Origin of the sequence: Bacteroides sp. 3_1_13, from assembly GCF_001185845.1 — a bacterium.
Lineage (GTDB): Bacteria > Bacteroidota > Bacteroidia > Bacteroidales > Bacteroidaceae > Bacteroides > Bacteroides xylanisolvens.
Genome location: NZ_KQ236955.1, coordinates 2,485,243 through 2,507,429 on the forward strand (window position 1 = coordinate 2,485,243; position 22,187 = coordinate 2,507,429).

Here is a 22,187-nt window from a genome sequence, read left to right on the forward strand (position 1 = left end):
TAAAAAGAGAATCTAACTTTTGTTTAACTTAACAGATGTAGCTAATAGATATGGAAAACAACAAAAAAAATGCTTCATTTATTTCAATTGCTGGTTGGAAAAGAATGCAGCCATTTTCTTTTTTACTTTACGACGATTTTACTAATCAACAAAAATATGTTTAACTTTAAAAAACATGGTATGAAAAAAAACTATGTCACAACTGCTGTTGCCTTACTACTTTTAGCAGGATGTAGCAACGATATTAAAGAAACTGATATTCAGTTTACCGGTGATACGGGAGCGAAAGTTTCTTTTAGTGCAGTAATAAACAATCATGAGGCTAGCAATCTTGTTACAAGAGCTACGGAAACAAACTGGGAGGCGGAAGACTCGGTAGGAATCACTTGTGGTACGGAACAAGTGAATATTCATTACAAATACAAGGGCAATGGTCTTTTTGCAGCAAAAGGAGAAAATGCAGAAGAGATTTGGGTATTAGGTTCCGGAGAGTATGATGTAGTGGCATACGCTCCATTTTCTGGTACATCAGGTGAAGAACAACCTGTATTGGAAGTGACTACAGCCAGTGACAATCAAGCTACAGCAGAAGAACGTGCGAAGATAGATTTTCTTTTTGCTAAAGGGAAGGCTACATCACAAACCCCGAACGTGACATTAGCATTCAATCATGTGATGAGTCGTATTAGATTGGAGTTTCAAGCTGGCGAGGGTGTGGACTTAGCAGATATAACTTGCTATCTTATTGGGCTTAAGAATAATGGTACATTTAATCCTAAAACAGGGGAGACAACAGTCAGTGAAGACCCTGTTACGGACAAAGATGATATATATTGGGATAAAATAGGAGAGCAGGATAATTATACAGTACAAGCTATTTTACTGCCACAGAAGGTGCAAGGCAAAGTAACTATCCAAGCTAGAATGAACGGTTATCTTTATGAAGCCGAGTTTGCTAACTTGACAGAACTGAAATCAGGATTTTCTTATAATTATATCATCAAGACAAATAAATACGAGGACAATAATTATGTGTTGACGATTACAGAACAAACGCAAATAATAGGATGGGAGGATGAAAACCACGATCCTATAACATCCGACCCGAGTATAGCTGAAACTGGAACAGAGATAACCAATCCTAGTTGGAATATTACAGAAGAAACCGTAACTCCACAGCCTGTTGTGAAGTGATCTGTTTACCAATCTAATATAGATAAAAATGCTAAAAATATAAACATGAGATTTATGAAAATATATAATTATATATCAATGCTTTTTCTGGCTGGCGCAGCCGTAGTTGCGTCTTGCTCGCAAAATGAAGAACTGACCGGAGAAACCCCGGATTCTTTGCAGGGATTTCAGATTAGTGTGTCTGATGAAGGATTTATGGACGAAAGTGGTAAGACACGTGCTACAGAGAATGGATATACTACCCGATTTTCTAACGGAGATGCTATCGGTATATTTGCGGTAAGAGGAGAAACGGTGGTAGAGGATATCAAGAATCGGAAATTCACACTGACAGATGGCTATTGGGAATTGACTGATGGAGGGGATCCTATTGAATACAAAGGTTCACAATTTCAGCGGATGACTTTTTATGCATACTATCCGTATAATGCGAATGTGACTTTTGATCCGACGAAGGTGGATCCTTTTGAAACATACGTCAACAATTGGAAAATAGGCAGTGAACAAAATGAAGGAAATTATACACAATATGATTTGATGACCAGTACGGGTAGTGTTCAGGGGGATCGTTTGAAAGGGCAGATCGCTTTTACTATGCAACATCGGATGGCTCTTGCGGTAGTAAAGATGCCTAATTTGACCTATAGCTTTACAAATGGCGGTATAGATGATTATCTGTTACCTTTGGCTGCCGGTTCGTTTACAGTGAACAATACTCAAGCAACTCCTTATTATCAGGAAAGTACGGATACATACCGCTTTTTGGTTAACCCGAATAAGGAATTCTCCATAAAGGGTACTTATACAGGAGTAAGTGAAATGGAATACGAAGCTAAAGGTACTTTGGAAGGAGGAACGGCGAAGATGTATACCATCGAAGATAAGAGTAAGATTAACCATACTTTGCAGGTAGGGGATTATTTTTGTGCGGACGGAAAAATAGTTTCAGTAGATGCGGAAACGGTGCCGGAGAATGTGATTGGTATTGTATGTTATGTAGGAAATTCACAACCCAGTGTAACACATACTGAACTCTATTCAGCAGAAGTTGATGCTTTGCGTCGCGATTTCCCTGCATGTACGCACGGTATAGTGCTATCTATTAAGAATTCTGTGGTAAAAGATAGTGAACAAAATGATGTTGCTTTGAAAATGTTCCATTCAAGTAAGTCCGGTTATTATTCAGACTGGTTTACTTCAGATGAGAATTGGGCAAACAAGTTTGTAGGTTGTAACACAGAGAAGGATGTTAACAAGAATGATGCTTCATTGGTTTTCCCAGCACTAATGGGATACAATAATACACAGTTACTTACTATGTGTTACGAAGGTATGGGTAGTCCTTCTACTTGCGACCATGCTTATGCGTATATCAAGGCTTATCGTGAAGCGGAAGCTATTCCGGCAAATGTGACTCCTTGGTATTTGCCCTCTATAATGTGTTGGGATACAGTCGCTAAGAATTTGAGTGTTATTAACCGTTGTCTCAAGAATGTAAATGGTGATGAGATGACCTCTGTCGAGTCAGGAACTAACAGTGGACACTATTGGAGTAGCACACAGCGTTCTCCAGCCAACCAATGGACACACGGTATGGCTGGTGGAAGATATCACATAATTTGTGAACGTGATTCGCGTGCCGGTTATTTCCGTATGATGCTTGCATTCTAAAATAATGACGGTATATAAAGTCCGTTAAAATTATACTTATATCATGAACATATACATATATGAATAAGAAAAACTTTATAAAGGGGACAACCTTACCTGTCGCTCTGTTTTTCACTATAGCAACTTTTGCACCTGCATGGGGATTGCAAACAGCTTCGGCAGCCATCGAAGTTGTACAGCAGCAAAGTACTATAAAAGGAACAGTAGTAGATAGCCAAGGCGAACCGATAATTGGAGCAAGTGTACTTGCGGAAGGAACATCTAATGGTACAATTACCGATATTGACGGTGTATTTAGAATAAATGTACGTCCCGGTGCGAAATTGAAAGTATCTTTTATAGGTTATACCGATAAAAAAGTAGTAGCGAAAAATGACATGAAAGTCATTCTGGTAGAGGATGTGACAGCACTTGAAGAGGTGGAAATCGTAGCTTATGGTACGCAGAAGAAAGTGACCATGACAGGAGCTATCGCTAGTGTGAAGGGAGAAGAATTGACCCGTGTATCTGTAGGTTCGGTTTCCAATGTATTAGGAGGGCAGATGACAGGTTTGACTACCGTACAATATTCCGGTGAGCCGGGAGCGGATGCCGCTGAAATTTTTATTCGTGGTAAAGCTACTTGGGAAAATTCTTCACCGTTAATTCAGGTAGACGGTGTGGATCGTGAAAGTATGAGTGATATCGACCCGAATGAAATTGAATCCATTTCTATCTTGAAAGATGCTTCGGCAACAGCCGTATTTGGTATTCGTGGAGCAAATGGGGTCATTTTGATTACAACTAAACGAGGAAAGGAAGGAAAGGCGAAAATTTCGTTTACTACTTCTGCTTCTGTATTGATGCCTACAAAAATGGTAGAACAGGCAAGTTCCTATGACTATGCCCGTTTTCATAATCAAATGATGTCCGGTGATGGCAAATCTGCCTTATTTAGTGATGGCGTGATTCAAAAATTTGCAGATGGTTCCGATCCTATTCGTTTCCCAAATATACAATGGGCTGACTATATTATGAAAAGCTCTACGCTTCAGAGCCAGCATAATCTGAACATCTCGGGAGGAACAGATAAAGTACGTTATTTCATCTCTGCAGGTGCTTATACGCAAGGAGGACTTTTTAGTGAGTTTGATCTTCCTTATAATTTAAGCTATCAGTACCGTCGGTTTAACTATCGTACAAACTTGGATATGGATGTCACTAAAACGACTACTTTGTCATTCAATATTAGTGGTAATGTGAATAATTCAGATCAACCGCGTACGAGTCAGGGATCTTCCGGATTGATTAAAAATATGTATTATGCTACTCCTTTCTCCAGTCCGGGAATCATAGATGGAAAATTGGTAAATTCGAGCGATGAGACTTATTCAGACGGACTGAAATTACCATTTACAGGAGGTACAGGTATGGGATATTATGGAAATGGGTTCAGCCAGACCAGCAACAATTCGCTGAATGTGGATGTGATTCTGGATCAAAAAATGGACTTCTTGACTAAAGGACTTTCCTTTAAAGTGAAGGGATCTTATAACAGCTCGTTTACAGTTAATAAAGTCGGTTCTGGTGGGTCTATTGCTACATACACTCCTGTATTGATGGATGACGGTAGTATTGCTTATCGTAAGTTTGGAGAGAATACAGATGTGAAGTATTCGTATACTACAGGCAAAGCACGTAATTGGTATATGGAAGCCAGCTTTAATTATAATCGTACTTTTGGTGATCATACGGTGACAGCCTTAGTTTTGTATAATCAACAGAAAGAGTATTATCCGAAATTATATTCGGACATTCCTCATGGATATGTCGGATTAGTCGGACGTGTCACTTATGATTGGAAGAGCCGCTATATGGCAGAGTTTAATGTGGGTTATAACGGTTCGGAAAACTTTGCGTCCGATTTGCGCTTTTCTTATTTCCCGGCTGGTTCTATAGGTTGGGTGATGAGTGAAGAGAAGTTTTTCCGTCCTTTGAAGTCGGTGGTTAGCTTCTTGAAATTACGTGCCAGTGTCGGTTTGGTAGGTAACGATAATATTGGAGGATCGCGGTTTATGTATATGGCTGATCCATATAATGTCGGTTTAGGTGACTTGGCAAATCGTGTAACGGCAAGTGGAGGAGCAACTAACGCCTGGGGATATGGATTCGGAACAGATAATGGTACTGTTAGTCTGGGTGCGCGTGAGGTAGCTAAGAATAACCCTGCTGTGACATGGGAAAAAGCTCTGAAACGGAACTATGGTGTTGATATTAACTTCCTTGATGACCGTCTGAAAACAACCTTTGAATATTATAAAGAACGTCGTAATGACATCCTTTTGCGTGACGGTACAGCTCCGGGAATGTTAGGGTTCATTACTCCCTATTCAAATTTAGGAAGTGTAGACAGTTGGGGCTGGGAACTTTCTTTAAAATGGAACGATAAGATTGGCGATAATTTCCGTTATTGGGCGGGTATTAACCTTTCTTATAATCAGAATGAGATTCTTGAAAAGAAGGAAGCCCCGCAGAATAATTTATATCAATATCAGAAGGGACACCGTATCGGTTCGCGTAGTCAATACGTTTTCTGGCGCTTCTATGATGAGGATACACCTGCGTTATATGAGCAGACATTTAATCGTCCGTTCCCCACTCACGAGAGCATTCTTCAAAATGGAGATGCGGTATATGTTGACTTGAATGGTGACCGTAAGATTGATGCGAACGACGCAAGTTATGACTATGGCTTTACGGATGATCCTGAATATATGCTAGGTATTAATTTAGGATTCAGTTGGAAGAATCTGGAAATAAGTACTCAATGGACAGGGGCCTGGAACGTAAGCCGTATGATTTCGGATGTATTTCGTCAGCCGTTCTATTCATCTTCCAATAGCGAGCAGGGAGGATTGTTGGCATACCATTTGGACCATACATGGACACCGGAAAATCCGTCACAATCTTCGGAGTATCCGAGAGCTACCATTGACAATGCGAAGAATAACTATGCTACCTCCACCTTATATGAGAAAGATGCAAAATACCTGCGTTTGAAAACTCTTCAGGTGGCATACAATTTTCACTTCCCATTGATGAAGAAACTTGGACTGAATACATGCCAGTTGGCTTTTGCAGGATATAATTTGTGGACTATTACACCTTATTTGTGGGGTGATCCGGAGGCAAGAGCTACTAATGCACCTTCTTATCCATTGTCCAAGACTTATACGTTGAGCTTGAAATTAGGATTCTAAAATAGATAAAGGAAAGATACAATGAAATTACAAAATAAATGGTTCATCGGTGCGATGTTGGGAGCGGCAGTTTGTTTGGTTTCCACTTCATGTGTGGACGAAATTAAATTCGGAAACTCTTTTTTGGATAAGGCACCGGGCGGAAATGCTACTATTGACACAGTGTTCAATAGTGCGGAATATACGCGCCAATTTTTGAACACCTGTTACAGTAGACAGTATTACGGATTACCCTATAATACGGACAGTAACGGTAATATTCCTGATTCTTCCAGTCCTTATTTAGGAAAGAAGGATGCGCTAACAGACTGCTGGTCACTTTATTTTAGTGACGCAACTGTATATCAGCAGTATTATTTGGGTTCTCTCAATGCCAACTATGGCACGCGTGGTAATATTTTCCCATATACACGGGAAATGGTATGGGAAGTAGTGCGCTGGTGCTGGTTGTTAATGGAAAATATAGATAGAGTGCCGGGCATGGATAGCACTGAAAAAACTCAGTTGGTGGCAGAAGCTAAATGCCTGATTGCGGCACGCTATTTTGATATGTTCCGTCATTATGGAGGTCTTCCATTGTTATATGCTTCATTCACCGGTACGGAGTCAGGTTATGAAATCCCCCGTGCTACGGTAGAGGAGACTGTTAACTACATGATAAAGATGTTGGATGATGCTATCAATTCCGGTGGATTGGTGTGGGCTTATGCTGATGCCGATCTTGCCAGCAAGGCCGGACACTGGACAAAGGCCGGTGCGATGGCATTGAAATGCAAAATCTGGCAATTTGCCGCTTCTCCGTTGTTTAACGATGTCAACGGATATGCAGGAGGAAACTCAGAGGCTGAACAGCAGCATCTGGTATGGTACGGCGGCTACCATGCGGAACTTTGGGATAACTGTTTGAAGGCTTGTGAAGCATTCTTTAAAGAGCTGGAGAGTCAAGGCGGGTATAGCCTGAATAAGGCTTCGGAAGAAACACCGGAACAGTATCGGCAGGCATATCGTATGGGATATATTCGTCAGAACAGCAAGGAGGTCTTGCATTCTGTCCGCACGAATATGTCGGACGCTTTCAACTCAAGTTCTTATATGTGGCATTCCTGGGCTGTTCCGTCACTTTGTCGTACCGAATATCCGCCTACACAGGAATATGTGGAGATGTTCCCATGGGCCGACGGTACTCCGTTTGACTGGAAAAAGGCGGAAACAGAAGGTAAGTTGGATGCAATGTTCCTGACCGGAACATTCAAAAATGGAGAACAACTATTGTCGGAAATCGTATTAACCCGTGATCCTCGTCTGTATGAGCATTGCATGGTAAACGGATTGCCGAAGATGTTAGACTGGAGTGCAGGAACAATGTCCGGTTTACCTTATGAACTGTGGGTCGGAGGATACGATGAAGGACAAAATGCAGCGCTTGAATCAGGTAACTATGCGACTGGTTATAAAAATATGAAATATTATTTGGGAACAGAGTACCAACGTCAGTATACGCATTGGGTATATCTTCGTTTATCTGACATTTATTTAACTTATGCAGAGGCCTTGCTTCAAGCCAAGAATGATCACCGGGGCGCTATTAACCAAATGAATATAGTACGTGCCCGTGTAGGATTGAAGAAAGATTTGGCGGAGTGTGTTACAGATAAGAATTTACTTTCTGACAAAGCAGCCTTATTGGAAGAATTGCTGTGCGAGCGTGTTCGGGAATTGGGGCTTGAAGATAGCCGTTACTTTGATCTTATCCGTTACAAACGTGCCGATCGTTTCGAGAAGCGCCTGCACGGGTTGCTCACCTATCGTTTGGATGATACCGGTAATCGTATAACGGGAAATGCTAAATGGAATGAAGGAGATAAGAACAAGGGAGCATTGCAGCCTACTCGTTTTGAATATGAAAGGTTTGAGTTATCCAAACCGGTCCGTCGTTGGTGGACATACGGATTTGATCCCAAATGGTATCTTTCTCCATTCCCGCAAACGGAAATTAACAAAGGATATGGATTGATTCAGAATCCGGGTTGGTAATGTGAGACAGCGAAATAGATTAAAACAATATTGAATATTGATTTATATGAGAAAAAATAAGATTCTGATACTGGCTTTACTGGTTTGTTTGAGCATTCCGGTCAGAGCGCAGAATACAGACAACAACATTATAGGTATTGTTGTTGATAAATCGGGAAACCCAGTCTATGGAGCGTCCGTTAATGTGGAAGGTGGCGCAGTGGAGACCCGGGTTGAAACTGATAAAGATGGTAAATTCGAGATTGCGGTCGAGAAAGGACAACGTTTGAGTGTCGTTTCTGTCGACAAAGGCTCTACCACAGTTGTGGCAAAGACTGATGGTCCGATGACCATTGTGATGGGATATGCAGCTCAGACTATTGATGTGGGAGCTAACCGGACATTCAATCGTCATGAATCAACGGCAGCAGTTTCTACCACCTATAATGAAGAGTTTAATAAGCGGTCTTCCCGGAATATATCCAATTCTTTATATGGATATGGATTGGGCCTTACTACTTTGCAGAATGCGGTCAGTACCGGGTTAATGGCAGATCCTACCTTTTATGTACGTGGTTTGCAGAGCTTGTCAAGTAGTACACCGCTTGTGCTGGTTGACGGTTTGGAACGAGACATGAGCTTGGTGAGTCCGGAAGAAGTAGAATCCGTTTCCATCCTGAAAGATGCCGCGGCTGTGGCATTGTACGGATACAAAGGAGTGAACGGTGCGATCTTGATTACGACGAAGCGTGGTAAGTACAAAACAAAAGAGATAACCTTTACGTATGATCATATCATTAACACACAGTCTCGACGTCCGGAATTTGTGGATGCGGCTACGTATGCTTCTGCAGTGAATGAAGCGCGTGGATATGAAGGTTTGGGAGCTCGGTATACTCCGGAAGAAGTCGATGCTTTCCGTAATGGAGTAGGCAGTGGAGGGGCTTCCCGTATGTACCCTTATCTCTATCCTAATGTGAACTGGATTGATGAAACCTTTAAAGACAGAGGAGTGTCTAATAAATATACGATCGAATTCCGTGGAGGAGGAGCAAAGTTCCGCTACTATACTATGGCGAATTTATTAACAGACAAAGGGTTTATCAAAACCCCGAATGCAAATGACGGATATTCTACACAAAATATGTATTCACGTGCTAATTTGCGTACAAATCTGGATATTGATTTAACCGCCACTACCAAATTGAAGTTGAATCTTCTCGGTACCTTGTCCGAATCTCGGATTCCGGGGGCTTCGGTTAACCTATGGGATATGATTTATTCGATTCCTTCTGCAGCTTTTCCGGTTCGTACGGAAGATGGCAGTTGGGGAGGAAGTACTACTTGGGCGGGGACGTCGAATCCTGTCGCACAATCGCAGGGAGCTGCTTATTCTAAAGGACACTCTCGTAGTTTGTTTGCCGACCTTACCTTGTCACAAGATTTGTCTGGTTTGCTGAAAGGATTGGGAGCTAACTTTCGTTTAGCTTATGACAACTATTCCAATATTCTGGAAGATCATAGCAAGACTTATACGTATGCCGGTTATGCAACAAGCTGGACAACTAACGGTCCGTTTTATACTGCCATTTCAGGTGGCGAATCCAGTGAAATGGGTTCGGGTGCAGGTATTGACAACTGGGCGCGCCAATTTAACTTTGCAGGTAGTGTAGATTATAATCGCTCGTTCCAAAAGTGGGATGTGTATTCTCAATTGAAATGGGATTATGAATATCGTGATTCATACGGTCTGAATACCACTATTTATCGGCAAAATGTTTCCTGGTATAATCATGTAGGCTTCTCTAATCGCTATTATTTGGATCTGGCATTGGTTGGCTCGGCCTCCAGCTTATTGGCACCGGGGCATAAATGGGCTTTCTCGCCTACCATTTCTGCTGCTTGGGTGCTTTCGGAAGAAAAATGGTTGAAAGATGTGTCTTGGGTGAACTTCCTGAAATTGCGCGCTTCGTTTGGAGTGATCAATGTTGATTATCTGCCTAAAGACGGAAGTACTACCGTATATGACTATTGGGATCAGATTTATACGACTACCGGTACGCAATATAAGTTTAACAGTAGTTACGACTCTGAATTCGGAAGTACTATTATCGGGCGCCTGGCAACTGCTAATTCGACACATGAGAAAGCGTATAAATACAATGTTGGTGTTGATGCCGTGTTGTTCAATGGACTGGACGTGACGGCAGAAGGCTATTACCAACGGAGAAAAGATATTTGGGTCTCTTCCGAAGGAAAATATACCGATGTGTTGGGCGTAGATGCTCCGTTCGAGAATGCCGGAATCGTTGATAGCTATGGCGTGGAACTAGGACTTAACTATACGAAACGGTTAGGAGATGTAGTGTTCAACCTTGGCGGTAATTTTGCTTGGAATAAGAATGAAATTAAGGAACAACTGGAAGAACCGCGTTTGTATAAGAATCTTGTGCAAACAGGAAATCGGTTGGGACAAGTATATGGAATGGTAGCTGAAGGTTTCTTCAAAGATAAAGAAGATATAGCAAACAGCCTTCCGCAAAACTTTAGTACGGTAGTGCCGGGAGACATAAAATATAAAGATGTGAATGGAGACGGAATCATTGATGCCAATGATAAAACAGCTATCGGTTATAGTACGACGGCTCCGGAAATTTATTATTCTTTCCATTTGGGAGCCGAATGGAAAGGGATTGGAGTAGATGTAATGTTTCAGGGAACAGGTAACTATTCTGCTGTCTTGAATACGAAGAGTATGTTTTGGCCGTTGATAAATAATACGACACTTTCTACTCATTATTATGAGAATCGTTGGACACCGGAAAATCAAAATGCCAAATATCCTCGTTTGAGTTCACAGAGTAATGCCAATAACTATCAGGCTAATACAGTTTGGTTGGCGGACCGGTCATTCTTGAAGTTACGTAACGCGGAGGTGTATTACAGATTTCCGGAAGAATGGATGAAGAAGACTAAGATATTGGGGAGTGCCAAGTTATATGTCAGAGGAACAGACTTGTTCTGTTCAGATCATATTGATGTGACAGATCCGGAATGTTATGGTGTAGCGACTCCGCTGAATAAGAGTGTAGTAGTCGGTGTTACGATTGGTTTTTAATCATAAAAACAAAGCGAAAGAATGAAACTGAAAAACATTATCTACGGAATGATGTGTGTAGCCGCACTCGGTTCCTGCTCAGATAAGATGGAATATCATGAGTACAATAATTATGATGAGGATTTTGTGAAGCTCAACTTCGGTAATGTAGGAGGGCTGATAACAAATATCTATTTGTCCATGGATGTGGACTTTGGAAACTATAGCGGGGCAATTCTTGGTTCTGCTACCGATGAGTCCGAATATGCTTATTCGGGAAATCAGATTGAAGACTTTTACAATGGTTCTTGGAGTCCGTCGAATGCTAAAAGTAGCATGTGGACGTCCTGTTATGAAGGGATAGCCAATTGTAATTTATATCTGGAGAAGTTTACCGGACTGACATTTCCCGAGTTGGCTTTGAACAGTGATTATGCACAACAGATGTTCCGCTATACCAATTACCAGTATGAGGTACGTTTCCTTCGTGCATATTTCTACTTTAACTTGGTACGGCAATATGGAGATGTGCCGTTTAGCGACCATATATTAACAGCCGAAGAATCGAATACGTTATCGCGCAGACCGGCACAGGAGATTTTTGATTATATCATAGCCGAATGTGATGATATTAAAGATAAGATTATCGTCGATTACAGTAAACTGGGAGATATGGCATTGCCTAGTAGTCCGGCGGAAACAGGACGTGCCAACCGTAAAACGGTATTGGCCTTGAAAGCTCGTGCAGCATTGTATGCGGCAAGTCCTTTATTTAATCCGACTGATAATAGAGAACTGTGGTATCGTGCAGCTAAAGCCAATAAGGAAATTTTAGATGACAGTAATGGGTTTGCTGAAAAGGCAAAACTCTTAGTGGAGGATTATTCATCACTTTGGAGCAAGGACAATTACAATGACGCTACTAATGAATTGATTTTTCTCCGTCGTGCCACTACTACCACTAATTCTTTTGAGGGATATAACTTCCCGGTAGGGTTGGAAAATTGTAAAGGTGGAAACTGTCCCACACAGACACTGGTGGATGCGTATGAGATGAAGGATACAGGGTTGCGTCCGGACGAGTTGGATAACTATGATCCTGCTAATCCTTATTATACCAACCGCGACCCTCGTTTCTATCTGACTATTGCCAAGAATGGGGACGAAAAGTGGCCTAACTGGAATACTGTTCCTCTGCAAACCTATCAGGGCGGACTAAATGCGGAGCCTTTGAGTGGCGGAACTCCGACTGGCTATTATCTGAAGAAGTATTGTCAGACGGCAGTAGACTTACGTGCCGGTACAGCTTCAAAGACCTATCATTCATGGATTACATTCCGTTTTGGAGAGTTCTATTTGAATTATGCGGAAGCTGTATATAAGTATCTGGGTAGTCCGTATGCAACGGATAATGAATTTACAACTTCGGCTGTGGATGCTATCAAAGTAGTTCGTACGCGTGCCGAGATGCCCGGATTCCCTCAAGGGATGACCAATGATGCTTTCTGGAAGAAATATCAGAATGAACGTATGGTAGAATTGGCCTTTGAAGGACATCGTTTTTGGGATGTACGTCGTTGGAAGGAGGGTGACAAACATTTCAAGAACATTGTTGAAATGAAGATTACGAAGAATGGGGATGATACTTATACGTATGAACGTAAGGTAAAAGAAAGAAGTTGGGATGATAAGATGTATTTCTTCCCGATTCCGCAGAGTGAAAAATCTAAGAATCCTAATTTGGAGCAGAATCCGGGGTGGTAACCCACAACCGGAATGCTGATGAATAGTGATAGGATATTCTTGCATAGAACGGATGTTTATAGAATAAAAAAACGAAAGAAATGAAGAAACATTATATAATACTGGGGCTGTTTTGTCTGCTGGCCATAGTTGCCTGCTCGGATAATGACCCCGTCGTTGAAGTGAACAATGGCAATCAGACGGAAGAGGAGTTGCCGCCTCTGCCTACTGAAGTTATAACGGGTAGCCGTGCAATGTGGGTTAGTTACGACCCGGCACCAAATGTTGACGCCAATAACTCTTCCGGCATATCATCCGCATTGATTAGCTGGAGATTACTGAAGACCGATCCGTCTAATGTTGCTTTTGATATTTATAAGTCGGTAGACGGCGAGACGGAAGTGAAATTGAATGAGAAACCTATTTCGAATACTACTTCTTGGGTGGATGCGGATATTGATGTATCAAAAACGAATGTATACCGGGTCACTCTTGCCAATCAGGCTGAAACGCTTTGCGATTATACCTTTACCTCTGAAATGGCAGAAAAGTTTTATCATGAGATTAGATTAAACATGAATGTACCCGATGCGTCGATTACATATTCTCCTGATGATATTCAGCTAGGTGACTTGGACGGTGACGGTGAATTGGAGATTGTGGTGAAGAGAGAACCGTATGATGGTGCCAACCAGGGGGGATGGAATAATGGTTCGACCTTGTTGGAAGCTTATAAGATGGATGGTACTTTTTTGTGGCAAATTGATTTGGGAATCAATATTCGTTCCGGTTCACATTATACTTCATATATTTTATACGATTTTGATGGAGATGGTTTATGTGAAATAGCTTTCCGCTCTTCAGAAGGTACAAAGTTTGGGGATGGTAAGGTCATTACCGATGCTTATGGTAATGTGAACGATTATCGAATTCGTCAGACTGACGCTGTGGGCTGGTATTCGGGAGCAAGTATTAATACAATTTGCGGTTTGATAATGGAAGGTCCCGAATATATCTCTATTTGCCGTGGATATGATGGACGTGAAATTACCCGGGTGGATAATATTCCTCGTGGTGGAAGTGGTTCAAAAGCGTCGCGTGCTAAATATTGGAGTGAATATTGGGGAGATGATTACGGAAACCGCATGGACCGTTTCTTTATCGGGGTGGCTTATCTGGATGGTATACCTGACGAAGCGACCGGAGTGAGAACAAGCAACCCCAGTCTGATCATCAGTAGAGGTATTTATCATAATTGGCAAGTATGGGCACTCGATTTGAAAGGGAATAAACTGGAAACCCGTTGGAAGTTTGATACAGCCGAACATTCTTCAAAATGGTTGTCCATGTGTTCGCATAGTTTTCGTGTAGCGGACTTGGACGATGATGGAAAAGATGAAATCTTGTATGGTTCTGCGGCTATAGATGATGATGGAAGCGAATTGTGGTGTACCGGAAACGGTCATGGTGACTGTTTATGTGTTGGCAAATTTATAAAAGACCGTTCAGGATTGCAAATTGTTGCTTCATTTGAAGAACCGGGCAATTATAATGGACAAGGACACGGTTATGGATGTCAAGTGATTGATGCAAGAGATGGTGGCTTAATTACCGGCCATGGAGCGGGTTCGACTACTGATGTCGGTCGTTGTATTGTGGCAGATATCGATCCGGATAGCCCGAATTTTGAGTACTGGTCTTCTTTGCAGGAAGGGGTATTCAGTTGTAGTGGCAGTGGATTGGTATCCAGTACATATCCTACAGGTATTGGTGGTGGAGTTTTGTATAATGTAGCCATTTATTGGAGCGGGCAGCCGACAAGAGAAATGCTGGACCGTGCTTGTGTCGTGAGCTATAAAGAGAACCCTGATGTAAACAAGACGAATAAGACTCGTTTGGTATATTTTGGAACTTACGGTAGCAATGACGGTAACCATAGCACCAAATACAATCCTTGTTACTATGGTGATTTTCTCGGTGACTATCGTGAAGAAGTAATAATGGGTTCAAGTGACATGAAATCTATTTATATATTCTCCACGAATCATCCTACCGAATTCCGTCTTCCTCACTTGATGACCGATCATAATTATGATATGTCTCAAGCGATGCAGAATATGGGATATAACCAGGGAACTAACTTAGGTTACTATGTAGGTGCTGAAACTTTGAAAAAAGCAGAATAAAAAGGTTTTTGAATAAGAAATCTCTTATTTGATATGAGTTTGTTGAAAAAGAACAATCCGGCTAACTGTCGGGTTGTTCTTTTTTTCATAGTTGAACGAATCGCCATATATATGGATAATATTCTATTTCTTAATTGAACGGCTCTCCCTACCTTTGTAAGGTGAGATAGCAAATATACATATGAAAAAACTCTTTATCCTTTTGTTCCTCTTCATCACTTTGGGAACAAACGCACAAAACAATAAAGTTTCCTGCCTCAACGCCCGCCAGTTTCATAAATATTGGAAGGTAGAGTCGGAATCTCCGGATTATAAAGTGACATTTCAGGGTGATACCGCTGAAATACTGTCTCCTAAAGGCCTTACCTTATGGAGGAAAGAAAAGATGAGCGGACGGGTAACCATTGAATATGATGCGTGTGTAGTTGTAGAAAAAGAAGGAGACCGCTTGAGTGACCTGAATTGCTTTTGGATGGCTTCGGACCCCAAACATCCTGATAATATATGGAAACGTGAGAAGTGGCGTAGCGGAATCTTTCTGAATTGTTATTCTTTGCAACTCTATTACATGGGATATGGTGGAAACTATAACTCTACTACACGCTTCCGTCGTTATGACGGCAATGAAGCAGGAATCACAGATCCCAAGGTACGTCCTGCCATACTGAAAGAATATACAGATACCGAACATTTGCTAAAAGCGAATCACTGGTATCACATTAAGATAACAAATGAAAATAATAGGGTTAGTTATTACATAGACGGCAAGAGACTGGTGGACTTCCGCGATGCCGAACCTCTGACAGAAGGATGGTTCGGCTTTCGTACCACCTTATCCCGTACCCGTATTACAAACTTCCGCTACGAATGTTTGCCACCCCAAACGTCTACTGTTCCTTTACATTGGATCGGCAATACTCCTGAACAAGACAAAGCTGTAAGCTTCGGAGTTCCTTTTGATGAAGGCTACCTATTTCCTGAAACTTCATTGCGACTAAAAACAGATAGAAATCAAGAGATTCCGGTAGATACTTGGCCGTTGGCTTACTGGCCGGATGGTTCCGTGAAATGGAGCGGAGTTGCCGGAGTCATTCCTGCCGGAACAGAAAGACTGACATTAGAAAAAGCCCCCCGGAAAGCAAAAACTATCAATAAACAGCCTGATGCTTCTATTGCAATCACTGAAACGCCTGAAAATATTCAAATTGAAACAGGGGTAATTTCCGTATTTATTCCCCAACGCGGAGATTTCCTGATTGATAGTCTATTATATAAAGGAACTAAAGTAGGAGAGAAAGCGCGTCTGATTTGTAATACTCAAAGCGAGCCGATTCAAGAAAATACATCTCAAATATCTTTTACTCGTTACATAGGAGAAATAAAATCAGTAACCATAGAACGTCTGGGCTCTGTACGGGCACTTGTAAAGTTGGAAGGGATACATCGGAACAGGAATAAGGAGATTGATACGAATCACTCTGAAGAGGAAGGGAACTATGCGAATAACTCTGATATGAACAAATGGAATAACCGTGAGTGGCTTCCTTTTGTGGTACGTCTCTACTTTTATGGTTGCAGTGAACAGATCAAAATGGTACATAGTTTCGTCTATGACGGAGATCAGAAGAAAGATTTCATTCGTAGTTTAGGTATCCGTTTCGACGTTCCTATGCGTGAAGCTCTGTATAATCGTCATATTGCTTTCTCGTGTGCAGATGGAGGAGTGTGGAGCGAGCCGGTACAACCATTGGTAGGGCGTCGCATACTCACTTTAAATAAGACAGATAATAAGAAAAACAGTAATGAAAAGAAGGACGCACAACAGATGCCAACAGATGAACCCTCCCTGCAACAACAGCAAATGGAAGGCAAACGTATTCCGCCTTATGAATCTTTCGATGAAAAGAACCGCTCTCTGCTCGATAACTGGGCTTCATGGAATGATTACCGTCTGTCTCAACTCACTGCCGATGCTTTCTCCATTCGTAAACGTGCCAATAACGATAATCCCTGGATAGGAACCTTTTCCGGTACACGTAGCGATGGATATACTTTTGTTGGAGATATTACCGGAGGATTAGGACTTTGTATGCATGACTTTTGGCAGTCTTATCCCTCTTCTATTGAAATTTCAGACGCACGAACCCCGGTAGCTACCCTTACCGCCTGGTTGTGGAGCCCGGAGTCCGAACCTATGGATTTGCGGCATTATGATCGTATAGCTCATGACCTGAATGCCAGCTATGAAGATGTTCAGGAGGGCATGAATACGCCATACGGCATTGCCCGTACAACTACGTTTACACTGATCCCACAAAGTGGATATACCGGGAAAAAGGCTTTTGCTGATTATGCCAAACAATTTTCTAGCCCTAGTCTGTTGATGCCAACCCCGAATTATCTTCATGCCCGCCAAGCTTTCGGGATATGGAGTCTCCCTGACCGTACTACTCCATTCCGTACTCGTGTAGAAGACCGCTTGGATGCTTACATTGACTTCTATCAGAAAGCAATCGAACAAAACAAATGGTACGGTTTCTGGAATTATGGTGATGTGATGCACGCTTATGACCCCGTTCGTCATACCTGGCGTTACGATGTCGGAGGATTTGCCTGGGACAATACGGAACTGGCTTCTAATATGTGGCTATGGTATAATTTCCTGCGTACCGGGCGTATTGATATTTGGCGTATGGCAGAAGCTATGACGCGTCATACAGGTGAAGTGGATGTCTATCATATCGGTCCCAATGCCGGATTAGGCAGTCGGCATAATGTAAGTCATTGGGGATGCGGAGCAAAAGAAGCGCGAATCAGCCAGGCCGCCTGGAACCGTTTCTACTATTACCTTACTACGGACGAACGTTGCGGTGATTTAATGACTGAAGTGAAGGATGCCGACCACAAACTCTATGAACTGGACCCTATGCGCCTGGCCCAACCTCGCAGCGAATATCCTTGTACCGCTCCCGCCCGTTTGCGTATCGGTCCCGACTGGCTGGCTTATGCCGGTAATTGGATGACAGAATGGGAGCGCACAGGTAACACAACTTATCGTGATAAAATAATAGCAGGAATGAAAAGCATTGCCGCTCTGCCTAACCGCCTTTTTACCGGTCCCAAAGCTCTAGGATTTGATCCGTCAACAGGGATCATCACAACCGAATGTGACCCCAAACTGGAAACAACCAACCATTTAATGACGATCATGGGCGGATTTGAGATAACCAATGAAATGATGCGTATGATTGATATACCCGAATGGAAAGACGCCTGGCTTGACCATGCTGCACGTTATAAGAAGAAAGCATGGGAGCTTAGCCATAGCCGTTTTCGTGTCTCCCGCCTGATGGCTTACGCAGCTTATCACTTGCGTAATACCCAAATGGCTGAAGAAGCCTGGAAAGATTTGTTTACCCGGTTGGAACATACACCTGCACCGCCTTTCCGCATTACTACCATACTTCCGCCGGAAGTACCGTCTCTATTAGATGAATGTACGAGCATCAGCACGAATGATGCTGCTCTTTGGAGTTTGGATGCTATTTATATGCAGGAAGTTATTCCAATAGATAACTGAACGAGTGTAAAGTAGCACTAGTTGCCTCCCAATCTATTAATAGCAAAGTTCTTCCGCATTAAGGGTAAACTTCCTTTCTTTTAATACCAAACTTACAATCAACTTATTATAAACTATAAACGCAAGTTCTGTTTTTATAAATGAAGCTTTTGATTATAAAAACAAAACTTGCATTTTTATAAACGGAACTTGCGTTTATAGATTAGTCTTAAGCAACTGATACTTTGGTACTAATCCAAAAGAAGTTTGCAAAGGGATAAGAGTAACTTTTCTATTAATAGATTACGGGATAGATAGCGTACTTTATCCCTTATGTTCTTACTTTAAGTAATTCTTTAACGGGCAATCGCTCTTTTTCAACCCTTCAACAATGCTTTTCGCATTCATGTGCGCTCCTTTCAAAGAAGAGTGTGTATGGTCATGATTATAGTAAGTTGCTGCTTTCTTCACACCTTTCTTTTCTAGTTTATCGGCACTAATCTTATTCAGATCGATAAAATAAGCTCCCGTAGCTTCCGCAGCTTCACGTGTCCACTTGCCAAAAGACTCGGTATTACGTTCTATTTTTCCATCTTTCCATTTGTTGCGTGGCGTATGACTAAGAACGATGGGAATGGCACCTTTCTCCTGAACATCCATGATGAACTTTCGAAGATACCAGCCGAAAGTATAAACAACTTGATATTTGCCTGTCTTTTCCATTAGAAAGACTTTGCTCTCATCTCCCGAACCGCGCAATTCGGCACGGGCTTTCCCTTTGTTTATATCTCCTGCATCATTATGTCCGAACTGAATCAGAACGAAGTCCCCCGGTTGCAAGGCATTGTATACCTTATCCCAACGACCTTCATCGAGGAAAGTACGTGCACTACGTCCTGCCATCGCACGATTTTCTACAGAAATTTTATTTAGATTGAACTCGTCAGCAATTACGCTTCCCCAACCCCACATACCGTTTTTGTCTTTATCTTCATTTCTGACCGTACTATCTCCGATAGTAAACAATACCGGACGTCCCTCTTTCCGACTGGAACCTGTCACTGTATCTTTCTCAACAGGTTTCAGATAATTGGCTAATTCCAGTCCTTCATACGCACGTATTCCGTCAGCAGCAGATTCAGCATTTACTTTAGCACCGAAAGCACTTGTATGTATACGGTCGATGTAGAACATATATTTCACCTTATTCTTGCCGAACTTTTCAAATTTGCGGGCACTGATATCATTCAAATCAATAAAAGGAACATGCTGTTCTTCGGCTACTTGCTTTGCCCACAATCCAAAAGTCTTGTTGACACGTGTGATGATGGTGCTGTCTTTGTCTTCCCAAGCATTGCGGGGAGTAAGCGAAAAAAGGATCGGATGAGCACCTTTGGCTTTTACATCTTGAATGAAACGACGCATATATTCCCCGTAGGTATATACGGTTTCTTTTACTCCGGTTTCTTTAATCGTTACGTTCAGTGTATCTTTGCCAATTCCGGGAATGGAAGCACGGGCACGTCCGCTGTCGTATGGGCCGTTGTCATTGTGCCCCAGTTCGATGATAACCCAGTCTCCCGGGCGTACTCCTTTGATTACATCCGGCCATAAACGGTTATAGAAAGTACGGCTACTGGTTCCACCCAGTGCATGATTTTCTACAGTAATCCGGTTAGAGTCGAAATAATCGCCTGCATAATAGCCCCATCCCCATTGTCCGTTGTTGCCGTTTCCTAAAGTTCCGGTACGCATGGTAGAGTTACCTACCAGAAACAGAACAGGGTTGTCACCTTTCCGGCTCGAACCGGCTTCCGGTCGCGAGGTACGTGCTTTATTCAGGCTGTCCAGCGTGTTGTCAATTACTTGATTGACATCTGCCATGGGAGCGGAAACTTTATTTTGCGCTTGCAGTTGCAAACTGAATGTAATGGCCGTCAGCCAACATATATACGGGAATAATTTGTTTTTCATGAATCTGTTTTTTTGAAATCCCTCACTGACCGGTGTCTAAACAGTCAGTGAGGGAACTAGCTACTAACTAACCTCTAACTAAACCTAATGAATGATTATCTTTAAACCTAATGAAAAAACTGTCTATGTTATTTTAATTTATAAACTTCTGTTCCGGCAAGCAGGAAACAACCGACTCCGTAGTCTTCAAAGTCGGGCACACTCTTATAAGTAACCGGCTGTCCGTCTTTAGGCTCTTTGCCTGTTCCCTGCACATATCCCAGGAATCCGTTCGGATGTACGGCATCTTTCACCATAGCGTTCCATGCTTTTAAAAGGACGGGAAGATATTCTCTGCGGTCGAGTAATCCGTTGCGCACTCCCCAAGCCATACCGTATACAAACAGCGCTGTTCCGGAAGTCTCTTTGCCTCCGAAGTTCGTAGGATCATGAAGACTCACATTCCAGAAACCATCTTCACGCTGACATTTTTTGAGTGCCTTGCTCATAGCGAGAAAATCATTTATATAATCCTGGCGATGTGTTTCATTGGCAGGGATTTCATCCAATACCCGTACAAGAGCTGCATATACCCAGCCATTTCCACGACTCCAGTAGCAATCTTCTCCATTCGGTTCTTTGTAAGGAGGATCAAAGTCCTGATCGCGCCACCATAAGCAATCTTTAGGATTATACATTCCGGCTTCTCCGTGCACGTTACGAGTGTAAGAATACATATCCCACATCTTATCATAGTATTTCTGTTCACCGGTCATTTTTCCAAACTTTGCGTAGATTGGCATTGCCATTTGGATAGCGTCAATCCACCACCAATCGTTCACCTGCGGAGTGTTGACTACCATATCGATACTTGCTTTTATATTCCGGATCATATTTGGGTCGGACGGACACATATTATAAAGGTCGATATACGTTTGTCCGCAGCAATGGTCGTCTGCGTTACGGGTCGTATTGCCGTTTCTCATTCCCCATTTGTGGAAATCAGCCCAATCGTAGGCATACTTATAATAATCCTCACGCGGGTAAATGCCATACAGAGCCATTAATCCTTCATAATATACGCCTCTCGTCCATATATTGCTTGGACGGACTCTGCCATAGAAAGAAGGCAATGTGTAATCGGCATACTTTTTCATAAAGTAGTCGTTTACTTTTACGATAGTCTCTAAAGTCTCTTTTTGTGCAGGTAACTCTTGTGCCATGACCGGCTTTCCTGTCATAAGACAAAGAAGGGTTACTGTAAAGAATGAGAGTAGTGATTTCTTCATGGTGAAATAATTCTGTTTTATTAATTGGGTGTTCATTCTAATTTTCATTGGCAAAGATAAGGGACGCACTTTTCTTTTTCAATGGATTTCCGTTCAGATATATTCATTTTTGTTCACCAGGTAGTTATAATGCGGTTTAAAAGTGGGCTATATGATGATTTCTACATAGATCTGTACAATATTCTATTTTATAAGTAGGCTGTGCCGCTTACTTTTGTGTTGTAAATTGATTAACGATAAAAC

Annotated in this window: 10 protein-coding genes; 8 read left to right on the top strand and 2 right to left on the bottom strand. The window is 42.1% G+C overall.

What is annotated here, in order from left to right; translation table 11 throughout:
* Nucleotides 1–180: 180 nt before the first annotated feature.
* The 8 genes from HMPREF9009_RS08835 to HMPREF9009_RS08870 all read left to right on the top strand — a co-directional run bounded on the left by HMPREF9009_RS08835 (nt 181) and on the right by HMPREF9009_RS08870 (nt 18,723).
* Nucleotides 181–1,194, top strand: a complete 1,014-nt coding sequence (locus tag HMPREF9009_RS08835; RefSeq protein ID WP_157446471.1) for a fimbrillin family protein — start codon at nt 181–183, stop codon at nt 1,192–1,194.
* Between the two features lie 54 nt (nt 1,195–1,248).
* Complete coding sequence (locus HMPREF9009_RS08840; protein ID WP_049701944.1) at nt 1,249–2,865, top strand: fimbrillin family protein; 1,617 nt, start codon at nt 1,249–1,251, stop codon at nt 2,863–2,865.
* A 59-nt stretch (nt 2,866–2,924) separates the two neighbouring features.
* Nucleotides 2,925–6,104 carry a SusC/RagA family TonB-linked outer membrane protein gene (locus HMPREF9009_RS08845; protein ID WP_004301566.1) on the top strand — a complete coding sequence of 1,060 codons (3,180 nt, stop codon included), beginning with the start codon at nt 2,925–2,927 and terminating at the stop codon, nt 6,102–6,104.
* Between the two features lie 21 nt (nt 6,105–6,125).
* Nucleotides 6,126–8,138, top strand: a complete 2,013-nt coding sequence (locus tag HMPREF9009_RS08850) for a RagB/SusD family nutrient uptake outer membrane protein (protein WP_004308490.1) — start codon at nt 6,126–6,128, stop codon at nt 8,136–8,138.
* Nucleotides 8,139–8,184: 46 nt separating this feature from the next.
* The gene (locus HMPREF9009_RS08855; protein ID WP_032855809.1) at nt 8,185–11,235 is read left to right on the top strand and encodes a SusC/RagA family TonB-linked outer membrane protein; all 3,051 of its coding nucleotides are present in this window, start codon (nt 8,185–8,187) and stop codon (nt 11,233–11,235) included.
* Nucleotides 11,236–11,256: 21 nt separating this feature from the next.
* The gene (locus tag HMPREF9009_RS08860) at nt 11,257–12,978 is read left to right on the top strand and encodes a RagB/SusD family nutrient uptake outer membrane protein (RefSeq protein WP_004301569.1); all 1,722 of its coding nucleotides are present in this window, start codon (nt 11,257–11,259) and stop codon (nt 12,976–12,978) included.
* An 80-nt stretch (nt 12,979–13,058) separates the two neighbouring features.
* Nucleotides 13,059–15,143 (top strand): rhamnogalacturonan lyase family protein, encoded by a 2,085-nt coding sequence (locus HMPREF9009_RS08865; RefSeq protein ID WP_004308492.1) that lies wholly within the window; start codon nt 13,059–13,061, stop codon nt 15,141–15,143.
* Nucleotides 15,144–15,324: 181 nt separating this feature from the next.
* Nucleotides 15,325–18,723 carry an exo-rhamnogalacturonan lyase family protein gene (locus HMPREF9009_RS08870; protein ID WP_049701945.1) on the top strand — a complete coding sequence of 1,133 codons (3,399 nt, stop codon included), beginning with the start codon at nt 15,325–15,327 and terminating at the stop codon, nt 18,721–18,723.
* 318 nt (nt 18,724–19,041) lie between these two features.
* On the opposite strand, the gene HMPREF9009_RS08875 is transcribed toward HMPREF9009_RS08870, so the two are convergent.
* Both HMPREF9009_RS08875 and HMPREF9009_RS08880 read right to left on the bottom strand, forming a co-directional pair.
* On the bottom strand, nt 19,042–20,676 hold the full coding sequence (locus HMPREF9009_RS08875; RefSeq protein ID WP_049701946.1) for a rhamnogalacturonan acetylesterase: 1,635 nt from the start codon (nt 20,674–20,676) through the stop codon (nt 19,042–19,044).
* 128 nt (nt 20,677–20,804) lie between these two features.
* Nucleotides 20,805–21,944: a glycoside hydrolase family 88/105 protein gene (locus tag HMPREF9009_RS08880; protein WP_049702323.1), complete on the bottom strand. Its 1,140-nt coding sequence runs from the start codon at nt 21,942–21,944 to the stop codon at nt 20,805–20,807.
* Nucleotides 21,945–22,187 lie beyond the last annotated feature (243 nt).